Raw genomic sequence first — 21,285 nt, forward strand, 5'->3', positions numbered from 1 at the left:
AAGAGGGGTGCACCCGGTGACGGGTGCACCCCTCTGCATATGCCGTGCGCGGGGCCCAAGAGCCCGCCGCGCGGGCGTCAGTTGTGGCCGAAGCGCTTCTCCCTGCCCTTGCGGGCGACATCTTCGGGAGTGATCTGCGGGCCGTGCTGCTCGGTCTGCGGCTCCGCGGAGGGATGCTGCGCTGCCTGCTGGGCGCGTCCGGTCTGCGGCTGCTTCCGTTCACGGTTCTTGTTCTTGGCCATGGTGATGCCTCCTGTGGGGAATGTAGGGTCTCTCGTTCGGATCCTGCCGGGCTCGCGGGGCCTGGCACGCACCCCCAAGGGGGAGCACGTACCAGGTCCCGCTCCCTGGCCCAGCCTGATCCGAACGAGAGACCCTGGGGCCAGGACCGGGACCAGACTCACATGGTGGAAGAGTCACCGCATGTCGGACAATTACCGTGTGTGACAGGGTTGGTCGGCGAAGGAAGTGTGGAAACGCCACGCCGAAGATCGAGTTCGGGCCGTTAACCCCGGCGTGGTCGGGCAGACTCGAAGCAAGCCCGAAGCAAACCTCCCGGAAAGAGGGTGGATCGCGTGGACCGCTGCATCGTCCTGGTGGACGCCGGGTATCTGCTGGGGGCCGCCGCCAGTCTCCTCGCCGGGGAGCCCTCGCGGTCCCGGATCACCGTCGATCACACCGCCCTCATCCAAGGGCTGCGCGACCGGGCCGAGTCCGACACGAGCCGGCCCCTGCTGCGCATCTACTGGTTCGACGGCGCTCCCGACCGGGTGCCGCAGCCCGAGCACCGCCGGCTGCGGGTCATGCCCAGGGTCACCGTCCGGCTGGGCGCGCTCACCCGCAGCGACGGCCGTTGGGCGCAGAAGGGCGTCGACGCCGCCATGCACGCCGAGTTGACCGAACTGGCCCGCAACCGCGCCTGTTCCGACATCGTCCTGGTCACCGGCGACGGCGACCTGCTGCCCGGCATGATGGCGGCCAAGGAGCACGGTGTCGCCGTCCACCTGTGGGCCGTCCAGGCCGCCGACGGCGACTACAACCAGTCCGAGGACCTGGTTGCCGAGGCCGACGAACGCCGGGTGCTGGACCGTGCCTGGATCACCAAGGCGGTGCGCGCCAAGGAGGACCACTCCGGCGTGTGCGCGCCGGCCCCCGCCGCCCGTCCCGAGATCGCCGCGATCCTCTCCGCCCCGCTGCCGGAGTCCGCGCCCGCCCCGGAGGAGGAGTCGGCCGCCCAGGAGTCGCCGCACCCGGCCGCCGCCGGACCCAACGGCACCGGCGAGCGGGCGCCCGCCGCCAAGGGCGTACCCACTCCCAAGGACCTGGCGGCCCTGCGCGGCCCCGGTGTCCCCCACCCCCACCCGCCGCAGTCCGCCACCCTGCGCTGGTCCTCCGACAAGGGCTGGATCGACCGGCCCGTCGCCGAGCCCCCCGAGGCCGCCTCGATGCCGACGCTCGCCCAGATGACCACGGCGGAGCAGCGGTGGGCCGACCGTGAGGAGGACATCACCACGGTCGGCGGGGATCCCTTCGAGGTGGGGCAGGTCTTCGCCCGCCGCTGGGTGGAGCGGCTGGGGGACCAGGCAGGCATCCAGAAGCTGTCCGGCATGTACCCCCGCATCCCGCACCGCGTCGACGGCGAGCTGCTGCGCTACGCCGCCCGCTTCGGCCTGCTCGCCCACAAGGACGACCAGATCGACGAACGCGACCGGTACGCCATCCGTGCGGGCTTCTGGCGCGAGCTGGACGTACGCACGGGGACGGACCGCGCCCCGGTCGGGGACTGACCTCGGCACCCGGGCCGGGCACGCACAGCGCGGTGCCGCGCCCGTGCGGCCCCGCGCCGGGACGGGGCGGGGCCTTGCGGCGGGGCCAGGGCCTGTCGTGTGGATCAGGCCGGGCTCGCGGGCCCCGGCACCGCACCTCGCCGCGCCGGTCTCGGCGCAGCGCGACCCGTGCGGGACGTCACGCCATGACCAGGTGGATTCGCGGCGGCCGGTGGCCCCGGGAGCGGAACGGGGCCACCGACCCCGTAGTCTCGTTTCTTGTGAGTACGCGCGCGGTACAGGCATTCCGGCACGACAATGACATCGTGTGCGCGGTGCGCGGGCTGACCAAGACCTATCCGGCGGCCCGCGGACGCCGCGGGGTGCCGGCGACCCCCGAGGTCCGGGCCACCGACGACGTCGCGCTCGACGTCCGGCGCGGTGAGATCTTCGGACTGCTCGGGCCGAACGGCGCCGGCAAGTCCACCCTCGTACGCCAGCTCACCGGACTGATGCGGCCCGACCGCGGCAGCGTTCGGATCCTCGGCCACGACATCGTGCGCCATCCCGAGCGGGCCGCGCGGATCCTCGCCTACCTCGGGCAGGAGTCCACCGCCCTCGACGAGCTGACCGTGTCGCTCGCCGTCGAGACCACCGCGCGGCTGCGCGGCCTCGACGCGAAGCGGGCGTGCGCGGAGCGGGACGACGTCCTCGACGAACTCGGGCTCACCCCGATCGCCGCGCGCCCCCTGAAGAAGCTGTCCGGCGGCCAGCGCCGGCTGGCCTGCTTCGCCGCCTCACTGGTCGGCGAGCGGCCCCTGCTGGTACTCGACGAACCCACCGCCGGCATGGACCCGATCGCGCGGCGCGCCGTGTGGTCCGCCGTCGACCGGCGCCGGGCCGAGCGGGGCACCACCGTGTTGCTGGTCACCCACAACGTCATCGAGGCCGAGACCGTGCTCGACCGGGTCGCCGTGCTCGACCGGGGCCGGGTGATCGCCTGCGACAGCCCGTCCGGGCTGAAGGAGCAGGTCGCGGGCGAGGTCCGGGTCGACCTGGTGTGGCGCGAGACGGCCCCGCTGCACGTACCGGAGGTCGCCGCGCTCCAGGACCGCGCCGTCGAGTCCGGCCGCCGCTGGACGCTGCGGCTCGGGCCGGAGGAGGCCCGTGCTGTCGTCGCCACCGTCACCGGCGGCGCCGCCTTCGCCGCCCTGGACGACTTCACGCTCACCACGCCCAGTCTGGAGGACGTGTACCTGGCGCTGGGCGGTGCCGTGCGGCAGGGGCTGGTGAAGGCATGAGGGGCGGGCACCTGAGTGCACCGGGCGCCGTACCCGTACGGAACAGGACGACTGCCGAAATGGATCCGGGCGAACCTCCGAGCGAAGGGGAGCAGCGCGACGTGAGTGCCGTACCCGCCGATGTCCTGCCGGGCGCCGTCCTGGCCGCGGAGGAGGCCGCGTCGGAACCGGCCGTGCTCGGCCCCCGGGCGCGGCTGTGGCCGTCGCTGGCGGCCGTGTACCGGGCGCAGCTCTCCCGGGCGCGGGTGGCGCGGATCCCGCTGCTGTTCGTGGCGACCTTCCAGTCCGTCGGGATCATGATCCTGATGCGCGGGGTCGTGGACGGCGGCTCGGAGGCGCGGGCGGTGGTGGCCGGATCGGCCGTCCTGGTCGTCGCCTTCGTCGCGCTCAACCTGCTCGCGCAGTACTTCGGACAGCTACGGGCCAGCGGCGGACTCGACCACTACGCGACGCTGCCGGTCCCGCCGGCCGCGGTGGTGCTGGGCGCGGCCGGCGCCTACGCCTCGTTCACCGTGCCGGGGACCGTGGTGACCGCGGCCTTCGGGTGCGTGCTGTTCGGGCTGCCGCTGGCGCACCTGTGGGTGCTGGCCGCCGTGATCCCGCTGTCGGGTGCCGCGCTCGCCGGGCTGGGGGCAGCCCTGGGGCTGCTCGCGCCGCGGCCCGAGTTCGCCACACTGCTCGGCCAGCTCGGCATGTCGGCGGCGCTGCTGCTGGGCGTGCTGCCGGCGGAGCGGCTGCCGGAGGCGGTACGCGTCGTCCGGGACCTGCTGCCGTCGACATACGGTGTCGAGGCCTTCGCGCGGACCTTCGCGCCGCATCCCGACTGGGCGCTGGTCCTCGGCGACCTCGCCGTGTGCGGGGTGGTCGGCGTGCTCTCGCTGGCCGTGGCGACCTGGGCGTACCGCAGGGCCGCCGTCCGCTGATCCGTCGGTGCCCCGTCGGTGACCTGTCGGTGACCCGTCCGTGTCACGCCGCACAGCCGGGCCTGGCACGATGTCAGGGTGAGCGCACCTCTGACACCACCACCACCGCCTCCGCATGAACACTCCCCGCACGGCGGGTGGCAGTCACCGTCCGCCGGGCAGGTGGCCGCCGCCTCCGCCGACGGGTCCGCCTCGGACACCGGGGTCACCGGGTCCGCCGGGCACGGTGACCGAGCAGGGTACGGCTGGTACGAACAGGACGGCCCCGGGATGAAGACGGAACTGCGTGAGGCCGCCGTGACCGCGGTGGCGGTGACGCTCGGCGGGGTGCTGCTCGGGGTGCTGTGGTGGTGGCTGGCGCCGCGCGTTCCGCTGGTGGGCGACGTCGTCGGCGACAACTGGGTCGTCTACCTCAAGGACACCGAGGGCGAGCAGGCCATCGGCGTGGACGGGACGTTCACGCTGCTCGCGCTGGGGTTCGGCGCGGTGAGCGCGCTCGCCGTGTTCCTCGTGCGGCGGCGCGGGGGCGTGCCGCTGGTGGTGGCGCTCGGGGTCGGCGGGCTGCTCGGCTCACTGCTGGCGTGGCGGCTCGGGGTGTGGCTCGGGCCCGCACAGGACGTCATCGCCCAGGCGAGGGACGTCGGCAAGGGCGTGACGTTCGACGCGCCGCTGAAGCTGAGTGCCAAGGGGGCGCTGCTGGCCTGGCCGTTCGCCGGGCTGGTCGTCCACCTGGGCCTGACCGCGCTGTTCGGCCCCCGCGACCCCGACCCCTGCCCGCCGGCCGACCCGTACGTCTTGCAGCCGCCGCACGGCGGATTCCCGGGGCCGTAGGGCCTGCCCGGCGGGCAGGCCCTACGGCCCCGGCCCGGTTGCGGTGTCAGGCCGGGCGCCTGCCCTGGTTCGCGCGGCCCTTCCTGGTGCGCCACTTGCGTTTGCGTGTTCTCTCCGACATGCCTCTTCCGACCAACCGAAGAGGCGGGGTCAGGAACGTCCGATCGGGGCGAGCACCGCCGAGGTCAGCTCGGCCAGGTCGGCGGGGGAGAGCTCGACCTCCAGACCGCGGCGGCCGGCCGAGACGCAGATCGTCTCGTGCAGGCCGGCCGAGTCGTCCAGCACCGTACGCAGCCGCTTGCGCTGACCGAGGGGGGAGATGCCGCCCCGGACGTAGCCCGTGGTGCGTTCCGCCAGGGCGGGGTCGGCCATCGCGGCCCGTTTGCCGCCGACCGCCGCCGCCAGGCCCTTCAGATCCAGCTGTCCCGCCACCGGGACCACCGCCACCGTCAGCCCGCCGTCGACGTCCGCCACCAGCGTCTTGAAGACCCGGTCCGGGGAGACACCCATCGCCTCGGCCGCCTCCTCGCCGTAGGACGGGTGGGAGGGGTCGTGGTCGTAGGAGTGGACCGTGAACGGCACCCCGGCCGCGGTGAGCGCCACCGTCGCGGGCGTACCGCCCGACTGCTGCTGCTGCTTCTTCGACTTTTTCGCCATCCCGGCCCTGTCCCTGTCCCTGTCCCTGTCCCTGTCCCTGTGCTCGGTCCCGTTCCTGTGCCGCTCCGGGAAGTCGTACGGGCGTACGTCAGTTGAGGTGTGTCGGCCCGCGGGTCAGTTCCGACGCCGGCAGCGAGGGCAGGTTACGGATGATGGCCGTCTCCGTGCGAAGGAGTTTCAGCTCGTCGCGGAGCCGGGAGGCGGTGTCCGGCGCCTGGAGCAGACGCTGCTTCGTCGGCGTGTCGAGCATCATCGCGGCGGCGACCAGGTAGGACACGACCCCCGGCTCGTCCGGCAGTTCCGCGCCGGTCGCCAGCGACCGCTCCCGCGCCCCCGCCAGCCGCTTCTGGTACTGGCGGAACGCCCGCAGCACCCCCTCGGCGAGCGCCCCCGCCTCCTCGCCGGGCGCCTCGAGCACCGGCTCCAGCTCGGCCGTCAGGAACGGGCCCGAGGCGTCGACCGACAGCAGCCGTGCCCGCGTCGTCCCCGTCGCCAGCACCTCGAAGGTGCCGTCGGCCCGCTCCCGGATCGTCGCCGCGTCGGCCACACAGCCCACCTTGTGGAAGGACCGCAGCGGGTCGGTGCCGAAGCCCGCCGCGGGACCCGGCTCGGGCACGGCCGTCGGGTCCGGTATGCCGGGGGCGCTCGGGGCGACCTCGTGGCCGTCGCGGATCGTCACGACGGCGAACCGGCGCGGCTCGTCCTCCGGCGTCTTCAGAAGCTCGCGCATCATGGCGCGATAACGCTCCTCGAAGACGTTCAGCGGAAGTACGAGCCCGGGGAACAGCACCGAGTTCAGGGGAAAGAGCGGGAGCCGGGCGGTGGTCACGACGTAAAAGCCTAATGGTCGCCGAACCGGACCAGGCGGCCCCGTTCACTCCGTGGATGCCGGGAGCCCGCGGGGGAGCCCGCGGCGGGGCCGGCGGTCACCGTCTCGTACAGGCCCCGGCGCACCTCCAGGAACCGGCCGAGGGGGTCCTCCGCTTCCCGGTCCCAGGGCGTGGAGGTGGCGTACGGGCCGGTGAGCCGCAGCTGCTCCAGGGCGTCCGGCCGGCGCTCCAGGCGCAGCAGGACGTACGCCAGAAGGTTGCGCAGGCCCGCCGGCCGGGGGTGGGCCGCCGGAAGCCGGGCGGACAGGGCCAGAGCGCGGTCGGCCGCCGCGTCGAGCCGCTCGCGCGGCACCTCGGGGCCGCCGCCGTCGGTGAGATACCCGAAGGCCGCCCGCAGCGGCAGGGCCTGCGTGAGCGAGTCGTCCGGCGCGTCCTGCGCGGCCTGGTCGGCGAAGTCGAAGCACGCGAGGTGCGCGCCGTGCCAGGAGGACGACAGGTAGCGCAGGGCCGCCACATGACAGCCGTAGTGGTGCGGGGCGCGGCGGACCGCGGCCTCCCACAGCTCCTGGAAGTACCGGTGCCCGGCTCGGGCGCCGCGGGCATGGTCCAGGGCGAGTCGCCACGGCACCGGGTCGAGGTGGTCGGCCCGCGCGGCGGCCGTGATCAACGGACTCACCTCACGCAGCAGTTCGGCACGGGCCGGTGAGGCCCAGGCGCGGTGCACCGCCCGCTGGGCGTCCACGAGCAGCCCGTCGGGGTTGTGCGGATCATGGGCGCGCCAGGCGTCCAGCCACTCGGGGCGCGAGCGGGCGAAGACGGCCAACTGCCGCACGTACCGGTCGCGGTGCTCCCATGCCCCGCGGTGCCGGGTGGCGGCGAGCAGGCCGACGGCGGGGGCGGGGTCGCCGGCCGCGGCCCCGACCAGGACCGGACCCAGCACCTCGTCGGGGGCGTCGAGCAGCACCTCGGCGTCCGCGGGCAGCACGAGGACGACGGGCCGGGCGGCGCCCGACTTTTCTCGCACCCGGGACGCACGGGTGAACGCGTGCAGCAGAGCCATGGTGTCGACCATTGAAAGACCGCAGGTCACAGCGGCGCCAGACCCTTCACGGAAGTGGTGGAAGGTTGTATGCCATTCGGTCAAGGCCGGGCAAAAAGGAGGCGAGCCCTCCGGGGTCGGGAAGGTACCGGTTACCGCTGGTCAGGGGGCGGGGCGGGGCGGGGCGGTGAGGTCAGCTGCGGCGCAGGGTCCGGGTCGCCCCCGCCGCCACCGTCGTGGCGAGGATCCAGCCGAGCAGGATGAAAGCGGCCGCGAGCCACTGCCAGCCGCCGCGCAGCTGCCAGAACCCCACCTGGCCCAGGTCGATCACCGGCAGCAGCAGGTCCAGGGCGAAGAGGGGCGGGTTCCACGCCGGATGCTCGCCACCCTCGAGCGGCGGATGGTGCGCGTGCGCGAACGCCAGCGAACCGCCCGCCCACAGCACCGCCATCCACACCGCGGCCCGCCCCGGCCGGTAGCCGTAGGCGACCGTCCAGTCCTGCGCGTAGCCCCACAGCTTGGCCGCCAGGGGCAGGCCCTCGCGACGCCGGCGCTGCTTGGCGAGCAGCACCTCGCGGGCGTCCTCCTCCTCGCCGCCCGCCCGCAGCACGGCGGCCAGCCGCTCGTACGGCTCCGGGGCGTACTCGGCGCTCGCCGCGGCCACCCACTCCAGCCGCTCCGTCAGTGGGAACGGCCCGCGCGGCACGAGGTTCTCGTAGGCGAAGCCGCCCATCTGCAGCCGGCCCGGCCCCGGCCAGCTGTCCGCCCGGTCCACCAGGTTGACCACCCGTGCTCCCGACAGCGCCACCCTGCCGCGGGCAGGCCGCTCCCCGAGGAACCGCAGCTCCGGCGTATGCACCCGGCGCAGCGACAGCTCCTGGTCGTCGGTCAGGGTGAACCGGGCCCGCTCGAAGTCGACCGCGTCCCCGAACCGCCCGTCGTCCAGCCGCACCCCGCCCTGGCACTCGAACCGCTGGATCCTCGTCCCACGCGCCGGTGTCATCCCGCTCCGCGCCTGGGCACCGACCCCCGCGGGCGTCAGATACAGCGACCGCTCGACGGTCAGCTGCGGCGCGTTCAACGCAAGCCGGGCGGACGGGTTGACCAGCCGGGCCCCGCGCAGATTCACCGAGACGCCTATCGTCGCGCTGCGCAGGCTCAGCTCGCCGTGCGACTCCAGCAGCTCGGCCTGGAGGTCCTGGCCGACCGTCATGCCGTCCGCGGCTATCGACCGGCCCCCGCGGTCGCGGTGCACGACCGCCTGGTTGAGCAGCAGATCCGTACCGATCCGGGCGTCGGTCAGCCGTATGCCCCCCAGGAACCGGCAGCGCGGCAGATGCAGATCGCCCTCGGTCTGCACCCGGGCCGCCTCCAGCCGCGGCACCGAGCAGTCCACCAGCCGCACCGTCGTGAAGCGGGCCTCCGGCAGCAGCATGTCCCCTCCGAAGCGGCAGCCGCGCATTTCCACGTACGGCACCACTGTGCCGCCCGCGAGGTCCAGCACACCGCTGATCAGCACCCCGACCAGCTTCAGCGAGGAGACCCGGCCGGCCAGGGCCGGCGGGCCGTCCAGCAGGAGCCAGCACACGATGCGGGCCCGGACCGTCCGCCCGGGTCCCCACGGATGCCCTCCGTGCGGATCGTCGACGACGGCGTCCCCGCTGCTCAGGTCGTACACGCTGCCATTGCGGAAGGCCTGCCACATGCCGGCCTCCGCCGCCGTCAGATCGCCCGGTGGTTCCCCGGCGTGTCGTCCCTCCCCCTCGGCCACGGCCTTCCCCTCCTTCACCAGGTCTTCGTGCCTTCCCCAGGTACTCGTGGGTTCGTCGCTTCGCACAACTCGTACGCGTACAACGGTTCATGCCCACCGAGTAACCTGTCGAACACAGAAAGTAAGAAAGGTCTTTCCGGTGTGCACAATGGGTTACCGAAAGGGTCGCGTATCAGCCATTGGAACGCCCGCACGGCTCCCTGCGCGGGTCTGAGAGAATTGGGCACGTGATCTCCCGAATCGATCTGCGCGGCGACGCCCTCCCCGAGGGCCCCGCCCTGCGCGACCTGCTGCCCCGAGCCGACTTCGACGTCGCGGCCGCCCTGGAGAAGGTGCGGCCCATCTGCGAGGACGTGCACCATCGGGGTGACGCGGCGCTGATCGACTTCGCCGAGCGGTTCGACGGCGTGCGTCTGGAATCCGTCCGCGTCCCGGCGCGAGCGCTCACCGACGCGCTGGAGCGGTTGGACCCGGCCGTGCGCGCGGCCCTAGAGGAGTCCGTCCGCCGCGCCCGGCTCGTGCACCGCGCGCAGCGCCGCGAGACCCACGTCACCCAGGTCGTCCCCGGTGGCACCGTCACCGAGAAGTGGGTGCCCGTCGACCGCGTGGGCCTGTACGCGCCCGGTGGCCGGTCCGTGTACCCGTCCTCCGTGATCATGAACGCGGTCCCGGCCCAGGAGGCCGGCGTCGAGTCGATCGCCCTCGCCTCCCCGCCGCAGAAGGAGTTCGGCGGACTGCCGCACCCGACGATCCTCGCCGCGTGCGCCCTGCTCGGCGTCGACGAGGTGTACGCCGCGGGCGGCGCCACCGCCGTCGCCATGTTCGCGTACGGCACCGAGTCCTGCCCGCCCGCCACCATGGTCACCGGCCCCGGCAACATCTGGGTCGCCGCCGCCAAGCGCTACTTCACCGGCCGCATCGGCATCGACGCCGAGGCGGGGCCGACCGAGATCGCGATCCTCGCCGACGACACGGCCGACCCGGTGCACGTCGCCTCCGACCTGATCAGCCAGGCCGAGCACGACCCGCTGGCCGCCGCCGTCCTCGTCACCGACTCCGCCACCCTCGCGGACGCCGTGGAGAAGGAGCTGGCCCCCCAGGTCGCCGCCTCCCGGCACGTCGAGGACCGGATCGCCCCCGCGCTCGCCGGCCGGCAGTCCGCGATCGTCCTGGTCGACGGCCTCGAAGAGGGCCTGCGCGTGGTCAACGCCTATGGTGCCGAGCACCTGGAGATCCAGACCGCCGACGCCGCAGCGCTCGCCGACCGGGTACGCAACGCCGGCGCGATCTTCGTCGGCCCCTGGTCCCCGGTCTCCCTGGGCGACTACGCGGCCGGCTCCAACCATGTCCTGCCCACCGGGGGCTGCGCCTGCCACTCCTCGGGCCTGTCCGTCCAGTCCTTCCTGCGCGGCATCCACATCGTCGAGTACACCAAGGACGCGCTGGCCGACGTCGCGCACCACGTGGTCACGCTCGCCGAGGCGGAGGACCTGCCCGCGCACGGCGCGGCGATCAAGGTCCGTTTCGCCGGAGGCGAACGAGGCGAATACAGCGCCGGAGGCGAGTACCGCGCCGGAGGCGAACAGGACGAGCACAGTGGCTGGAAGGTACCCGAGAGCAAGTGAACGCCATCGACGCCACCGACCCCATGAACGTCACCATCGACGACCTCCCCGTACGCGACGAGCTGCGCGGCAAGTCCCCCTACGGCGCGCCCCAACTCGACGTCCCCGTACGGCTGAACACCAACGAGAACCCCTACCCGCTGCCCGAACCGCTGGTCGAGCGGATCGCCGAGCGGGTCCGGGAGACCGCCCGCCACCTCAACCGCTACCCCGACCGGGACGCTGTCGAGCTGCGCACCGGGCTGGCCGCATACCTGACGAAGACCGGCGGACACCCCGTCGGAGTCGAGAACGTCTGGGCCGCCAACGGCTCCAACGAGGTCATCCAGCAACTGCTGCAGACCTTCGGCGGCCCCGGCCGCACCGCGATCGGCTTCGAGCCCTCGTACTCGATGCACGGACTCATCGCGCGCGGCACCGGCACCGGCTGGATCTCCGGCCCCCGCGGGGGCGACTTCACCATCGACCTGCCCGCCGCCGAGAAGGCGATCGCCGAGCACCGCCCGGACGTCGTCTTCGTCACCACCCCCAACAACCCCACCGGCACCGCGGTCCCCGCCGAGACCGTTCTCGCCCTGTACGAGGCCGCGCAGGCGGCCAGGCCGTCGATGGTGGTCGTGGACGAGGCGTACATAGAGTTCAGCCACGGCGAATCCCTGCTGCCGCTGATCGAGGGCCGCCCGAACCTCGTCGTCTCCCGCACCATGTCGAAGGCGTTCGGCGCGGCAGGACTGCGCCTCGGCTACCTCGCCGCACACCCGGCCGTCGTGGACGCCGTGCAGCTCGTCCGCCTGCCCTACCACCTGTCCGCCGTCACCCAGGCGACCGCGCTGGCCGCCCTGGAACACACGGACACGCTGCTGAAGTACGTCGAGCAGCTGAAGCGGGAGCGGGACCGGCTGGTCGCCGAACTGCGCGCCCTCGGCTACGACGTGACCGAGTCCGACGCGAACTTCGTCCAGTTCGGCACGTTCGCGGACTCCCACGTGGTCTGGCAGAAGATCCTCGACCGGGGCGTCCTGGTGCGGGACAACGGCGTACCGGGATGGCTGCGGGTCACCGCGGGCACCCCGGCCGAGAACGACGCGTTCCTCGACGCGGTCCGTGAACTTGTCAGCTATGTGGGGGCCACCCCCACACCCCCGAAGGAGCAGAGCGCATGAGCCGCGTAGGCCGCGTCCAGCGGACGACGAAGGAGACGTCGGTCCTCGTCGAGATCGACCTCGACGGCACCGGAAAGACGGAGATCTCCACCGGGGTCGGCTTCTACGACCACATGCTCGACCAGATCGGCCGGCACGGTCTGTTCGACCTGACGGTGAAGACCGAGGGCGACCTGCACATCGACTCCCACCACACCATCGAGGACACCGCCCTCGCCCTTGGCGCCGCCTTCAAGCAGGCCCTCGGCGACAAGGTGGGCATCTACCGCTTCGGCAACTGCACGGTCCCGCTGGACGAGTCCCTCGCCCAGGTCACCGTCGACCTGTCCGGCCGCCCCTACCTCGTGCACACCGAGCCCGAGAAGATGGCGCCGATGATCGGCGAGTACGACACCACGATGACCCGGCACATCCTGGAGTCCTTCGTCGCCCAGGCCCAGGTCGCGCTGCACGTGCACGTGCCGTACGGGCGCAACGCGCACCACATCGTGGAGTGCCAGTTCAAGGCGCTGGCCCGGGCCCTGCGGTACGCGTCCGAGCGCGACCCCCGCGCGGCGGGCATCCTGCCCTCCACGAAGGGTGCCCTGTAAGCATGAACGGGCTGTCCACCGTACTGATCGTCGTCGGGCTGTTCTTCGTCGGCGGGGTCGTCTCGTTCACGAAGCAGAAGCTTCCCAAGGGTGTCGTCGTGGTCCTCGCCATCGGTGCCGTGATGTGTCTCACCGCGGGCATTCTCCGGCTGGAGGTGTGACCGTGAGCGCCACCAAGCGCGTCGTGGTCTTCGACTACGGCTTCGGCAACGTCCGCTCCGCCGAGCGCGCCCTCGCGCGCGCGGGCGCCGAGGTGGAGATAACTCGCGACTTCGACACCGCCATGAACGCCGACGGGCTGCTGGTCCCCGGCGTCGGCGCCTTCGCGGCCTGCATGAAGGGCCTCAAGGAGGCGCGCGGCGACTGGATCATCGATCGCAGGCTGTCCGGCGGCCGGCCCGTCATGGGCATCTGCGTCGGCATGCAGATCCTGTTCGCCCGCGGCATCGAACACGGCGTCGAGACCGAGGGCATGGACGAATGGCCCGGCTCGGTCGAACCGCTCCAGGCCGACATCGTGCCCCACATGGGCTGGAACACCGTGGACGCGGCGGCCGGCTCCGAACTCTTCGCCGGCCTGGACGCGGACGCCCGCTTCTACTTCGTGCACTCCTACGCCGTCCACGACTGGTCCCTCCAGGTGGACAACCCGGTGATGCGGGCCCCCAAGGTCACCTGGTCCGCCCACGGCAAACCGTTCGTCGCCGCCGTGGAGAACGGCGCCCTGTGGGCGACGCAGTTCCACCCCGAGAAGTCCGGCGACGCCGGAGCCCAGCTCCTCACCAACTGGATCGGAACCCTGTAGCGACATGGCCAAGCTCGAACTCCTCCCCGCCGTCGACGTCCGCGACGGCCAGGCCGTCCGCCTCGTGCACGGCGAGTCCGGCACCGAGACCTCCTACGGCTCCCCCCTGGAGGCCGCGCTCGCCTGGCAGCGCTCGGGCGCCGAGTGGCTGCACCTGGTCGACCTGGACGCCGCGTTCGGCACCGGCGACAACCGCGCGCTGATCGCCGAGGTCGCAGGGGCGATGGACATCAAGGTGGAGCTGTCCGGCGGCATCCGCGACGACGCCTCCCTGGCCGCCGCCCTGGCCACCGGCTGCACGCGCGTGAACCTCGGCACGGCCGCCCTGGAGACCCCCGAATGGGTCGCCAGGATCATCGCCGAGCACGGCGACAAGATCGCCGTCGGACTCGACGTACGCGGTACCACCCTCCGCGGCCGCGGCTGGACCCGCGACGGCGGTGACCTCTACGAGACGCTCGCGCGCCTCGACCAGGAGGGCTGCGCGCGGTACGTCGTCACCGACATCGCCAAGGACGGCACCCTCCAGGGCCCCAACCTGGAACTGCTGAAGAACGTCTGCGCCGCCACCGACCGCCCCGTGGTCGCCTCCGGCGGCGTGTCGTCGCTCGACGACCTGCGGGCCATCGCCGAGCTCGTCCCGCTCGGCGTCGAGGGCTCCATCGTCGGGAAGGCCCTGTACGCGAAGGCGTTCACCCTGGAAGAGGCCCTGGAGGCTACCTCTTGAAAAAGGACACAGTGCGATGACAGCCGAAGCCGTACGGCGCGTGCGGGGCGACAGCCCCTGGGAAGAGTCCTTCGGGTCCGCACGCGCGGTGGCGGCGGGCGACCGCGTCCTGGTGGCCGGCACGACCGCGTTCAAGGGCGACGTCCTGCATGGAGAGGGCGACCCGTACGAACAGGCCAAGGCCGCCTTCGGCAGCGCCCTGGAGGCGATCGCCGCGTTCGGGCTCGGCGTCGACTCCGTGATCCGCACGCGCGTGTACCTCGCGCACTCGCGGGACATCGACGCGGCGGGTCGCGCCCACAAAGAGCTGTTCGAGCGGGTGCGCCCGGTCACGACTCTCCTGGTGGTGGAGGGCTTCATGGACTCGCGCGTACTGGTGGCGGTGGAAGTCGAAGCATTCGGCGCCACCGGACCGGCCGGCCCTGAGGCCGGTCAGCGGACACCGAGACCAATCAGCGGACACTGAGCAGACACTAGAGGAGCACGATTCATGACCCTGGCGGTCCGAGTCATCCCCTGCCTGGACGTGGACAACGGCCGGGTCGTCAAGGGCGTCAACTTCCAGAACCTGCGTGACGCGGGCGACCCCGTCGAGATGGCCAAGGTGTACGACACCGAGGGCGCCGACGAGCTGACGTTCCTGGACATCACCGCCTCGTCGGGCAACCGCGAGACGACCTACGACGTGGTGCGCCGCACCGCCGAACAGGTGTTCATCCCGCTGACCGTGGGAGGCGGCGTCCGCACCACCGGGGACGTGGACAAGCTGCTGCGGGCGGGCGCCGACAAGGTCGGCGTCAACACCGCCGCGATCGCCCGCCCGGACCTCATCCGGGAGATCGCCGAGCGCTTCGGCCGCCAGGTCCTCGTCCTGTCGGTCGACGCCCGCCGCACCGAGTCCGGCGACTCCTTCGAGGTCACCACACACGGCGGCCGCCGGGGCACCGGCATCGACGCCGTCGAGTGGGCCCACCGGGCCGCAGAGCTGGGCGCGGGCGAGATCCTGCTCAACTCCATGGACGCCGACGGCACCAAGGACGGCTACGACCTCGACATGATCACCGCCGTCCGCAAGCACGTCACCGTCCCGGTGATCGCCTCGGGCGGTGCGGGCCGGCTCGCCGACTTCCCGCCCGCGGTCGCCGCGGGCGCCGACGCGGTCCTCGCCGCCTCGGTCTTCCACTTCGGCGACCTGCGCATCGGCCAGGTCAAGCAGACCCTGCGGGAAGCGGGCCACCCGGTGCGGTGAGGCCCGCCGCGCGCCGCCCGGCCGTCGTGCCGGCGCCCAGCCGGCTCGCTCAGTCCTTCGGCTGGGCGAGCTGGACCAGATTGCCGACCGTGTCGTCCAGGACGGCGGTGAGCACCGGGCCCTGCTCCTGCGGCTCCTGGACGAAGTTCACGCCCTCGCCGCGCAGCCGCTCGTACTCCGCGCGGAGGTCCGTCACCGAGAACACGATGGCGGGCAGCCCCGCCTCGCGCACCGCCCTGCGGTACGGCTCCGCGATGGGACCCTGCCCCGGTTCCAGCAGCAGCTCCAGATCCCGCTGCGCACCCCCGCCCGCCCCGACCGTGACGAACAGGGTGCCGTCGCCCAGGTCCACCCGGGTGCGGGTCTCGAAGCCGAGGACGCCGGTGTAGAAAGCGTGCGCCTTCGCCACGTCGTCGACGTACACGCTGGTCATGGCGACCTTGATCATGGGAATTCTTCTTCCGATCTTGCAGTCTTTCCGGTGGCCGGTCACGGGCACCGGCCACCGGCCCCGGTACCCGTACCGCACTTGAGGGTCCCCGAGATCGTGCGGATTTCAGATACCGAGCTGCTTGGACGCGTTCAGCTTCTCGATCGCGTCCGCGTCGCCCTCCAGCTCGACCTTGGCCACCTCGCGCCGCCCGTAGACGAACAGCACCAGCTCCGACGCCTCGCCGGTCACCGTGACCACCGGCGTGCCGCGGTGGGCCACTGCCGTCTGGCCGTCCGGGCGGCGCAGCACCAGGCCCGTGGCGGCACCGCGGCCCACCATCCGGGCGGTGTGCTCGAGCCGCGACCACAAGGTGTCCTGGAACACCGGGTCGAGCTCACGCGGCGTCCAGTCGGGCTGCGCGCGGCGCACGTCCTCCGCGTGGACGTAGAACTCGACGATGTTCGACAACTCGTCGATCTGCTTGAGGTTGAAGGGCGAGAAGCGCGGCGGGCCGGTACGGATCAGCTGGATCAGCTCCTCGTACGGCTTGGCGGTGAACTCCGCCATCACCCGCTCCAGACGCTGTGCGAGCTGCTTGACCACGATCCCACCGGCGGCGTCCGGGCGGCGCTCGCGCACCACCACATGGGCGGCGAGGTCGCGGGTGCGCCAGCCCTCGCACAGAGTGGGAGCCTCAGGGCCCGCGGTCTCCAGCAGGTCGGCCAGGAGAAGTCGTTCACGCTTGGCATGGGTCGACATGCAGCCAGCCTACGGTGACCCGCCCGGTCCGCCCACCCGCAGCCCCTCAACGAGGCGTGTTCGCGCCGCTCCTGGTTCGTTCCGCCACCCGGCTGTCATCCCTCGACGGGGTGTGTTCGCGCCGCCCCTGGCTCGTTCCGGTCATTATTCCTCCCTTCCAACCCGTGGACGCGACCAAGGAGCCGCCCACCCGCACGGCACAATGGTTTCCATGACCAGCACGTCCCGGCCCAGCCGCCTTGACCCGGAGATCGCCGCGCGGCTCAAGCGCAGCCCCGACGGCCTCCTGCCCGCCATCGCCCAGCAGTACGACACCCATGAGGTGCTGATGCTGGGCTGGATGGACGACGAGGCGCTGCATCGCACCCTGACCACCGGCCGCTGCACCTACTGGTCGCGCAGCCGCCAGGAGTACTGGGTCAAGGGGGACACCTCCGGGCACGTCCAGCACGTGAAGTCCGTCGCCCTGGACTGCGACGCCGACACCCTCCTCGTCAAGGTCGACCAGATCGGCGCCGCCTGCCACACGGGCGCCCGCACCTGCTTCGACGCCGACGTGCTGCTCATGGACGCCCCCGCGGACCGCGCCGACTGCGGCGCGCACGCCCCCGGTCAGTAAGGTCTGCCGCCATGGACCTCGAGACGTTCCGCAAGCTCGCCACCGACCGCCGGGTCATCCCGGTCACCCGCAAACTGCTCGCCGACGGCGACACCCCGGTCGCGCTCTACCGCAAGCTCGCCGCGGACCGCCCCGGCACCTTCCTCCTCGAGTCCGCCGATGGGGGCACCTCCCACGCGTTCAGCAGTGGGGGAGGGCGTTCCTGGTCCCGCTACTCCTTCGTCGGCGTCCGCAGCGCCGCCACCCTCACCGAGCAGGGCGGACAGGCGCACTGGCAGGGCGCCCCGCCCGCCGGCGTACCGGCCCACGGCGACCCGCTCGCCGCGCTGCGCGCCACCCTCGAAGCACTGCACACCCCACGCGACCTGGCCCACGACCTCGGCCTGCCGCCCTTCACCGGCGGCATGGTCGGCTACCTCGGCTACGACATCGTGCGCCGGCTCGAGAAGATCGGCCCCGGCGAGCGGGACGATCTGCGCCTGCCCGAGCTGACCATGCTGCTCACCAGCGACCTCGCCGTGATGGACCACTGGGAGGGCTCCGTCTGGCTGATCGCCAACGCGATCAACCACAACGACCTGGAGACCGGCGTCGACGAGGCCCACGCCGACGCCGTGGCCCGCCTGGACGCCATGGAGGCCGACCTCTCCCGCGTGGTGGCCCAGCCCCCGGCCGTCCTCCCGCCCTCCGAACTCCCCGACCACACGGTCCTGTGGGGCGGCCCCGACTTCCGGGCCGCCGTCGAGGACATCAAGGAACGCATCCGCGCGGGAGAGGCCTTCCAGGTCGTCCCCTCCCAGCGGTTCGAGACCCCGGTCACGGCGAGTGCCCTGGACGTCTACCGGGTGCTGCGGGCCACCAACCCGTCGCCCTACATGTACCTGCTCCGCTTCGACGGCTTCGACGTTGTCGGATCGTCCCCCGAAGCACTCGTGAAGATCGACGACGGGCAGGCGATGGTCCATCCCATCGCCGGCACCCGGCCGCGCGGCGCCACCCCGCAGCAGGACCAGGCCCTCGCCGAGGAACTGCTCGCCGACCCCAAGGAGCGCGCCGAGCACCTCATGCTCGTCGACCTGGGCCGCAACGACCTCGGGCGGGTCTGCGAGCCCGGCTCCGTCGAGGTCGTCGACTTCATGTCCGTCGAGCGGTACTCGCACGTCATGCACATCGTCTCGACGGTCACCGGCCGGGTCTCGCCCGGCCGCTCCGCCTTCGACGTGCTCACCGCCTGCTTCCCGGCCGGCACCCTCTCCGGCGCGCCCAAGCCCCGTGCCATGCAGATCATCGACGAACTCGAGCCGTCCCGGCGCGGACTGTACGGCGGCTGCGTCGGCTACCTGGACTTCGCCGGTGACTCCGACACCGCCATCGCCATCCGCACCGCGCTGCTGCGCGACGGCACCGCGTACGTCCAGGCGGGCGCCGGGATCGTGGCCGACTCCGACCCGGTCGCAGAGGACACCGAGTGCCGCAACAAGGCGGCCGCCGTGCTGCGCGCCGTCCACACGGCGAACCGGCTGGGCGCGGTGTGACGCCCGCCCGGGGCCGGGCGGGTCGCGCCCGGAGCCGTGTGAGATACGACCGGCACATGCCCCGGGTGACCGTTCGCGCGCGGTTCACGCGATAGTGGAGTACGTGACTGCCGTACCTCACCCCCCTTCCGAGGCCGCCGGCTCCGCCCGGACCGGCCGCCTCAGCCTCGCCGTCGCCCTGCTGTGCGGTGCCCTGGGCGCGGCCGTGGCCCTGCTCGCCACCCGGCAGCAGTGGTCCCAGGGCACCGCGACCGTGGCCGGCGGCTCCTTCCCCCTGACCGCGAACGGCAGCGACGTCACCGGCGTCCCCGCCGCCCTCGCCGTGGTGGGCCTGGCCGCGCTCGTCGCCGTCTTCGCCGTCCGCCGGGCCGGCCGGTTCGCCGTCGCCGCGCTGCTCGCCCTGTCCGGGGCGGGCACCGTCGCAGCCGCCCTGCTCGGTGCCCTTGACAGCTCCGCGCTCGACGACAAGGCCGCCGAGGTCTCCGGCGACACGTCGGCCACCGTGGAAGCACTCAGCCACACGGCCTGGCCCTACGTCGCGGCCGTGGGCGGCCTGCTGCTCCTGCTGGCCGGTGTGCTCGCCCTGTGCTACGGCAGGCTGTGGCCCGCGATGTCCGGCCGCTACGAGCGCGGCGGCGCCCCGCGGCCACGCCGTTCGGCCGCCGCCGGCGATCCCGACCGGCCGGAAGAGCTGTGGAAGGCCCTCGACCGCGGCGAGGACCCGACCGGAGCCTGAACCGCCGGACCGCCGGACCGCCGGACCGCGCTCCCCTCCGTCGAGCAGTCGGCGACGGGCGTTCGGCGCGCGGAGGAGCACCCCCGATCACGGCACGCGTGCGCGTGCGGGACAATTGATCCGAGCGTCCTGCTCAGACACGTACACAGCACTGAGGAGCAAGCAATGGCGGGCAGCAGCCACGGTCACACTCCGGCCGCCTGGACCGGTGTCATCATCTCGTTCATCGGTTTCTGCGTCGCGAGCATGTTCATGGTGGCGAACTCACCGGTGGGCTTCTGGGCCGGCATGGGCGTCGTGCTGCTCGGCGGTGTCGTCGGCGGAATCATGAGCAAGATGGGCATGGGCCAGAAGCCGCACTTCCACCCCCTCAACCCGCCGGCCGCGGACCGTACGCCGGCCCGCGCCGAGAGCTGATCACCGGGAGCGCTCCGGACGGGGGCGGCCGGCACACGGGTGCCGGAACCGCCCCTGACGCGCGAGCGCGGGGCACAATCACCCTGTGAACGCCGTCAGCCGCAGCGTGCCCCGCGGCCTCGCCGCCCGACTGGCACTCCCCGCCGGAGCGCTCGCCGCCGTCGCCGGAGCCTTCGCCTACGTCGGGGCGGTGGACCCCAACGAGCCCGGCCACTACCCCGCCTGCCCGCTGCTGCGCCTCACCGGCCTGTACTGCCCCGGCTGCGGCGGACTGCGCAGCGCGCACGCCGTCGCCCACGGCGACCTCCCGGCCGCCCTCCAGGCCAACGCGCCCGCCGTCCTCGGTTACGCGGCCTTCGCCGTCCTCTGGACCGTATGGGTGACCCGCGCGGCGCGCGGAAAACCCCTGCGCATCGACCCCGGACCGGTGCTCCTGTGGTCCCTGGGGGCGCTCGTACTGGTTTTCACGGTTGTCCGGAACCTGCCGTTCGGTGGCTGGCTACATCCTTGATCAAAGAGCGAAAGCCCAGGTAGTGGGACCGGCGTCAACCGGATGTGAGACGTACCCCCTGCTGCGGATACCATCGCAGTGACCACCGGTTTCGCCCGGCGACCCGCCCATGAGGACGGGGGACGCCCCAGGGACGGAATCGAACGCACTGAAGACGGACCGTCTGGAAGGGGGCCCCTCGCGTGAGTGTGCTCGACGAGATCATCGACGGAGTCCGTGCCGACCTCACGGAGCGCCAGGCACGGGTCAGCCTCGACGAGCTCAAGGAGCGCGTGGCGAAGGCTCCCGCGGCCAAGGACGGCGCGGCCGCCCTGCGCGGCGAAGGCGTCAAGGTGATCTGCGAGGTCAAGCGCTCCAGCCCGTCCAAGGGCGCGCTCGCCGCGATCGCCGACCCGGCCGGACTCGCCGCCGACTACGAGGCGGGCGGCGCGGCCGTCATCTCCGTCCTCACCGAGCAACGCCGCTTCGGCGGCTCGCTCGCCGACCTGGAGGCGGTCCGCGCGCGGGTGGACATCCCCGTCCTGCGCAAGGACTTCATCGTCACCTCGTACCAGCTCTGGGAGGCCCGGGCGCACGGCGCCGACCTCGCGCTGCTCATCGTCGCCGCCCTCGACCAGCCGGCCCTGGAATCGCTGATCGAGCGCGCCGAGTCCATCGGGCTCACTCCGCTCGTCGAGGTGCACGACGAGGACGAGGTCGAGCGCGCGGTCGACGCCGGCGCCAAGGTCATCGGGGTCAACGCGCGCAACCTCAAGTCCCTCGAGGTCGACCGCGGCACCTTCGAGCGGGTCGCCCCCGAGATCCCGAACCACCTCGTCAAGGTCGCCGAGTCCGGCGTCCGCGGCCCGCACGACCTCATCGCCTACGCCAACGCCGGCGCCGACGCCGTCCTGGTCGGCGAGTCCCTGGTCACCGGCCGCGACCCGAAGACCGCGGTCGCCGACCTGGTGGCGGCCGGCGAGCACCCCGCCCTGCGCCACGGGCGCGGCTGACCGCCC

At 72.7% G+C, this 21,285-nt stretch carries 25 protein-coding genes; 18 read left to right on the top strand and 7 right to left on the bottom strand.

Annotated features, from left to right (window positions below; genetic code table 11):
• Nucleotides 1-77 precede the first annotated feature (77 nt).
• Nucleotides 78-242, bottom strand: a complete 165-nt coding sequence (locus ACFP2V_RS10220; RefSeq protein WP_381208790.1) for a hypothetical protein — start codon at nucleotides 240-242, stop codon at nucleotides 78-80.
• Between the two features lie 333 nt (nucleotides 243-575).
• Here ACFP2V_RS10220 and ACFP2V_RS10225 point away from each other — a divergent pair, with 333 nt between their 5' ends.
• The 4 genes from ACFP2V_RS10225 to ACFP2V_RS10240 all read left to right on the top strand — a co-directional run bounded on the left by ACFP2V_RS10225 (nucleotide 576) and on the right by ACFP2V_RS10240 (nucleotide 4,821).
• Nucleotides 576-1,787 (top strand): NYN domain-containing protein, encoded by a 1,212-nt coding sequence (locus ACFP2V_RS10225; RefSeq protein ID WP_381208793.1) that lies wholly within the window; start codon nucleotides 576-578, stop codon nucleotides 1,785-1,787.
• 305 nt (nucleotides 1,788-2,092) lie between these two features.
• Nucleotides 2,093-3,067 carry an ABC transporter ATP-binding protein gene (locus tag ACFP2V_RS10230; RefSeq protein ID WP_381208929.1) on the top strand — a complete coding sequence of 325 codons (975 nt, stop codon included), beginning with the start codon at nucleotides 2,093-2,095 and terminating at the stop codon, nucleotides 3,065-3,067.
• A 101-nt stretch (nucleotides 3,068-3,168) separates the two neighbouring features.
• A complete protein-coding gene (locus ACFP2V_RS10235) occupies nucleotides 3,169-3,990 on the top strand; it encodes an ABC transporter permease (RefSeq protein WP_381208796.1) in 822 nt (273 codons plus the stop codon).
• Nucleotides 3,991-4,068: 78 nt separating this feature from the next.
• Complete coding sequence (locus ACFP2V_RS10240; RefSeq protein ID WP_381208799.1) at nucleotides 4,069-4,821, top strand: AAA family ATPase; 753 nt, start codon at nucleotides 4,069-4,071, stop codon at nucleotides 4,819-4,821.
• A gap of 150 nt (nucleotides 4,822-4,971) precedes the next feature.
• On the opposite strand, the gene ybaK is transcribed toward ACFP2V_RS10240, so the two are convergent.
• From ybaK to ACFP2V_RS10260, 4 genes are all read right to left on the bottom strand, one after another.
• On the bottom strand, nucleotides 4,972-5,478 hold the full coding sequence (gene ybaK / locus ACFP2V_RS10245; RefSeq protein ID WP_381208802.1) for a Cys-tRNA(Pro) deacylase: 507 nt from the start codon (nucleotides 5,476-5,478) through the stop codon (nucleotides 4,972-4,974).
• Nucleotides 5,479-5,566: 88 nt separating this feature from the next.
• Entirely contained in the window at nucleotides 5,567-6,307 is a 741-nt protein-coding gene (locus ACFP2V_RS10250) for an LON peptidase substrate-binding domain-containing protein (protein WP_381208805.1), read from the bottom strand.
• Nucleotides 6,308-6,318: 11 nt separating this feature from the next.
• Complete coding sequence (locus tag ACFP2V_RS10255; RefSeq protein WP_381208808.1) at nucleotides 6,319-7,380, bottom strand: hypothetical protein; 1,062 nt, start codon at nucleotides 7,378-7,380, stop codon at nucleotides 6,319-6,321.
• Nucleotides 7,381-7,540: 160 nt separating this feature from the next.
• Nucleotides 7,541-9,118 (bottom strand): oxidoreductase, encoded by a 1,578-nt coding sequence (locus ACFP2V_RS10260; protein ID WP_381208810.1) that lies wholly within the window; start codon nucleotides 9,116-9,118, stop codon nucleotides 7,541-7,543.
• 227 nt (nucleotides 9,119-9,345) lie between these two features.
• Here ACFP2V_RS10260 and hisD point away from each other — a divergent pair, with 227 nt between their 5' ends.
• From hisD to hisF, 8 genes are read left to right on the top strand one after another with little or no spacing between them, the layout of a single operon-like run.
• Entirely contained in the window at nucleotides 9,346-10,743 is a 1,398-nt protein-coding gene (gene hisD, locus ACFP2V_RS10265; RefSeq protein ID WP_381208813.1) for a histidinol dehydrogenase, read from the top strand.
• A gap of 23 nt (nucleotides 10,744-10,766) precedes the next feature.
• Complete coding sequence (locus ACFP2V_RS10270; RefSeq protein WP_381208932.1) at nucleotides 10,767-11,906, top strand: histidinol-phosphate transaminase; 1,140 nt, start codon at nucleotides 10,767-10,769, stop codon at nucleotides 11,904-11,906.
• Complete coding sequence (hisB, locus tag ACFP2V_RS10275) at nucleotides 11,903-12,496, top strand: imidazoleglycerol-phosphate dehydratase HisB (protein ID WP_055571490.1); 594 nt, start codon at nucleotides 11,903-11,905, stop codon at nucleotides 12,494-12,496. Before ACFP2V_RS10270 ends, hisB begins: the two co-directional genes overlap by 4 nt.
• Before the next feature lie 2 nt (nucleotides 12,497-12,498).
• Nucleotides 12,499-12,657, top strand: coding sequence for a hypothetical protein (locus tag ACFP2V_RS10280; protein ID WP_381208816.1), 159 nt, complete (start codon nucleotides 12,499-12,501; stop codon nucleotides 12,655-12,657).
• A 2-nt stretch (nucleotides 12,658-12,659) separates the two neighbouring features.
• On the top strand, nucleotides 12,660-13,301 hold the full coding sequence (hisH, locus tag ACFP2V_RS10285; protein ID WP_381208819.1) for an imidazole glycerol phosphate synthase subunit HisH: 642 nt from the start codon (nucleotides 12,660-12,662) through the stop codon (nucleotides 13,299-13,301).
• 4 nt (nucleotides 13,302-13,305) lie between these two features.
• A complete protein-coding gene (gene priA / locus ACFP2V_RS10290) occupies nucleotides 13,306-14,028 on the top strand; it encodes a bifunctional 1-(5-phosphoribosyl)-5-((5-phosphoribosylamino)methylideneamino)imidazole-4-carboxamide isomerase/phosphoribosylanthranilate isomerase PriA (RefSeq protein ID WP_381208822.1) in 723 nt (240 codons plus the stop codon).
• 16 nt (nucleotides 14,029-14,044) lie between these two features.
• On the top strand, nucleotides 14,045-14,494 hold the full coding sequence (locus tag ACFP2V_RS10295; protein WP_381208825.1) for a Rid family hydrolase: 450 nt from the start codon (nucleotides 14,045-14,047) through the stop codon (nucleotides 14,492-14,494).
• A 24-nt stretch (nucleotides 14,495-14,518) separates the two neighbouring features.
• Nucleotides 14,519-15,277, top strand: coding sequence for an imidazole glycerol phosphate synthase subunit HisF (hisF, locus tag ACFP2V_RS10300; protein WP_381208828.1), 759 nt, complete (start codon nucleotides 14,519-14,521; stop codon nucleotides 15,275-15,277).
• A 49-nt stretch (nucleotides 15,278-15,326) separates the two neighbouring features.
• On the opposite strand, the gene ACFP2V_RS10305 is transcribed toward hisF, so the two are convergent.
• Nucleotides 15,327-15,725, bottom strand: coding sequence for a VOC family protein (locus ACFP2V_RS10305; RefSeq protein WP_381208831.1), 399 nt, complete (start codon nucleotides 15,723-15,725; stop codon nucleotides 15,327-15,329).
• Nucleotides 15,726-15,833: 108 nt separating this feature from the next.
• A complete protein-coding gene (locus tag ACFP2V_RS10310) occupies nucleotides 15,834-16,469 on the bottom strand; it encodes a TIGR03085 family metal-binding protein (protein WP_381208834.1) in 636 nt (211 codons plus the stop codon).
• Between the two features lie 211 nt (nucleotides 16,470-16,680).
• On the opposite strand from ACFP2V_RS10310, the gene hisI reads away from it, so the two are divergent.
• The 6 genes from hisI (at nucleotide 16,681) to trpC (ending at nucleotide 21,279) form a co-directional block, all read left to right on the top strand.
• Nucleotides 16,681-17,088, top strand: coding sequence for a phosphoribosyl-AMP cyclohydrolase (hisI, locus tag ACFP2V_RS10315; RefSeq protein WP_381208837.1), 408 nt, complete (start codon nucleotides 16,681-16,683; stop codon nucleotides 17,086-17,088).
• An 11-nt stretch (nucleotides 17,089-17,099) separates the two neighbouring features.
• Nucleotides 17,100-18,623 (top strand): anthranilate synthase component I, encoded by a 1,524-nt coding sequence (locus ACFP2V_RS10320; protein WP_381208840.1) that lies wholly within the window; start codon nucleotides 17,100-17,102, stop codon nucleotides 18,621-18,623.
• Between the two features lie 94 nt (nucleotides 18,624-18,717).
• A complete protein-coding gene (locus tag ACFP2V_RS10325) occupies nucleotides 18,718-19,359 on the top strand; it encodes a TIGR02234 family membrane protein (protein ID WP_381208843.1) in 642 nt (213 codons plus the stop codon).
• Nucleotides 19,360-19,524: 165 nt separating this feature from the next.
• Nucleotides 19,525-19,776, top strand: a complete 252-nt coding sequence (locus tag ACFP2V_RS10330) for an HGxxPAAW family protein (RefSeq protein WP_381208846.1) — start codon at nucleotides 19,525-19,527, stop codon at nucleotides 19,774-19,776.
• Nucleotides 19,777-19,861: 85 nt separating this feature from the next.
• On the top strand, nucleotides 19,862-20,287 hold the full coding sequence (locus tag ACFP2V_RS10335; protein ID WP_381208849.1) for a DUF2752 domain-containing protein: 426 nt from the start codon (nucleotides 19,862-19,864) through the stop codon (nucleotides 20,285-20,287).
• Nucleotides 20,288-20,469: 182 nt separating this feature from the next.
• Nucleotides 20,470-21,279 carry an indole-3-glycerol phosphate synthase TrpC gene (gene trpC / locus ACFP2V_RS10340; protein ID WP_381208852.1) on the top strand — a complete coding sequence of 270 codons (810 nt, stop codon included), beginning with the start codon at nucleotides 20,470-20,472 and terminating at the stop codon, nucleotides 21,277-21,279.
• Nucleotides 21,280-21,285: the final 6 nt, after the last annotated feature.

Origin of the sequence: Streptomyces incanus (genome assembly GCF_042656345.1) — a bacterium.
Classification (GTDB): Bacteria; Actinomycetota; Actinomycetes; order Streptomycetales; family Streptomycetaceae; genus Streptomyces; species Streptomyces incanus.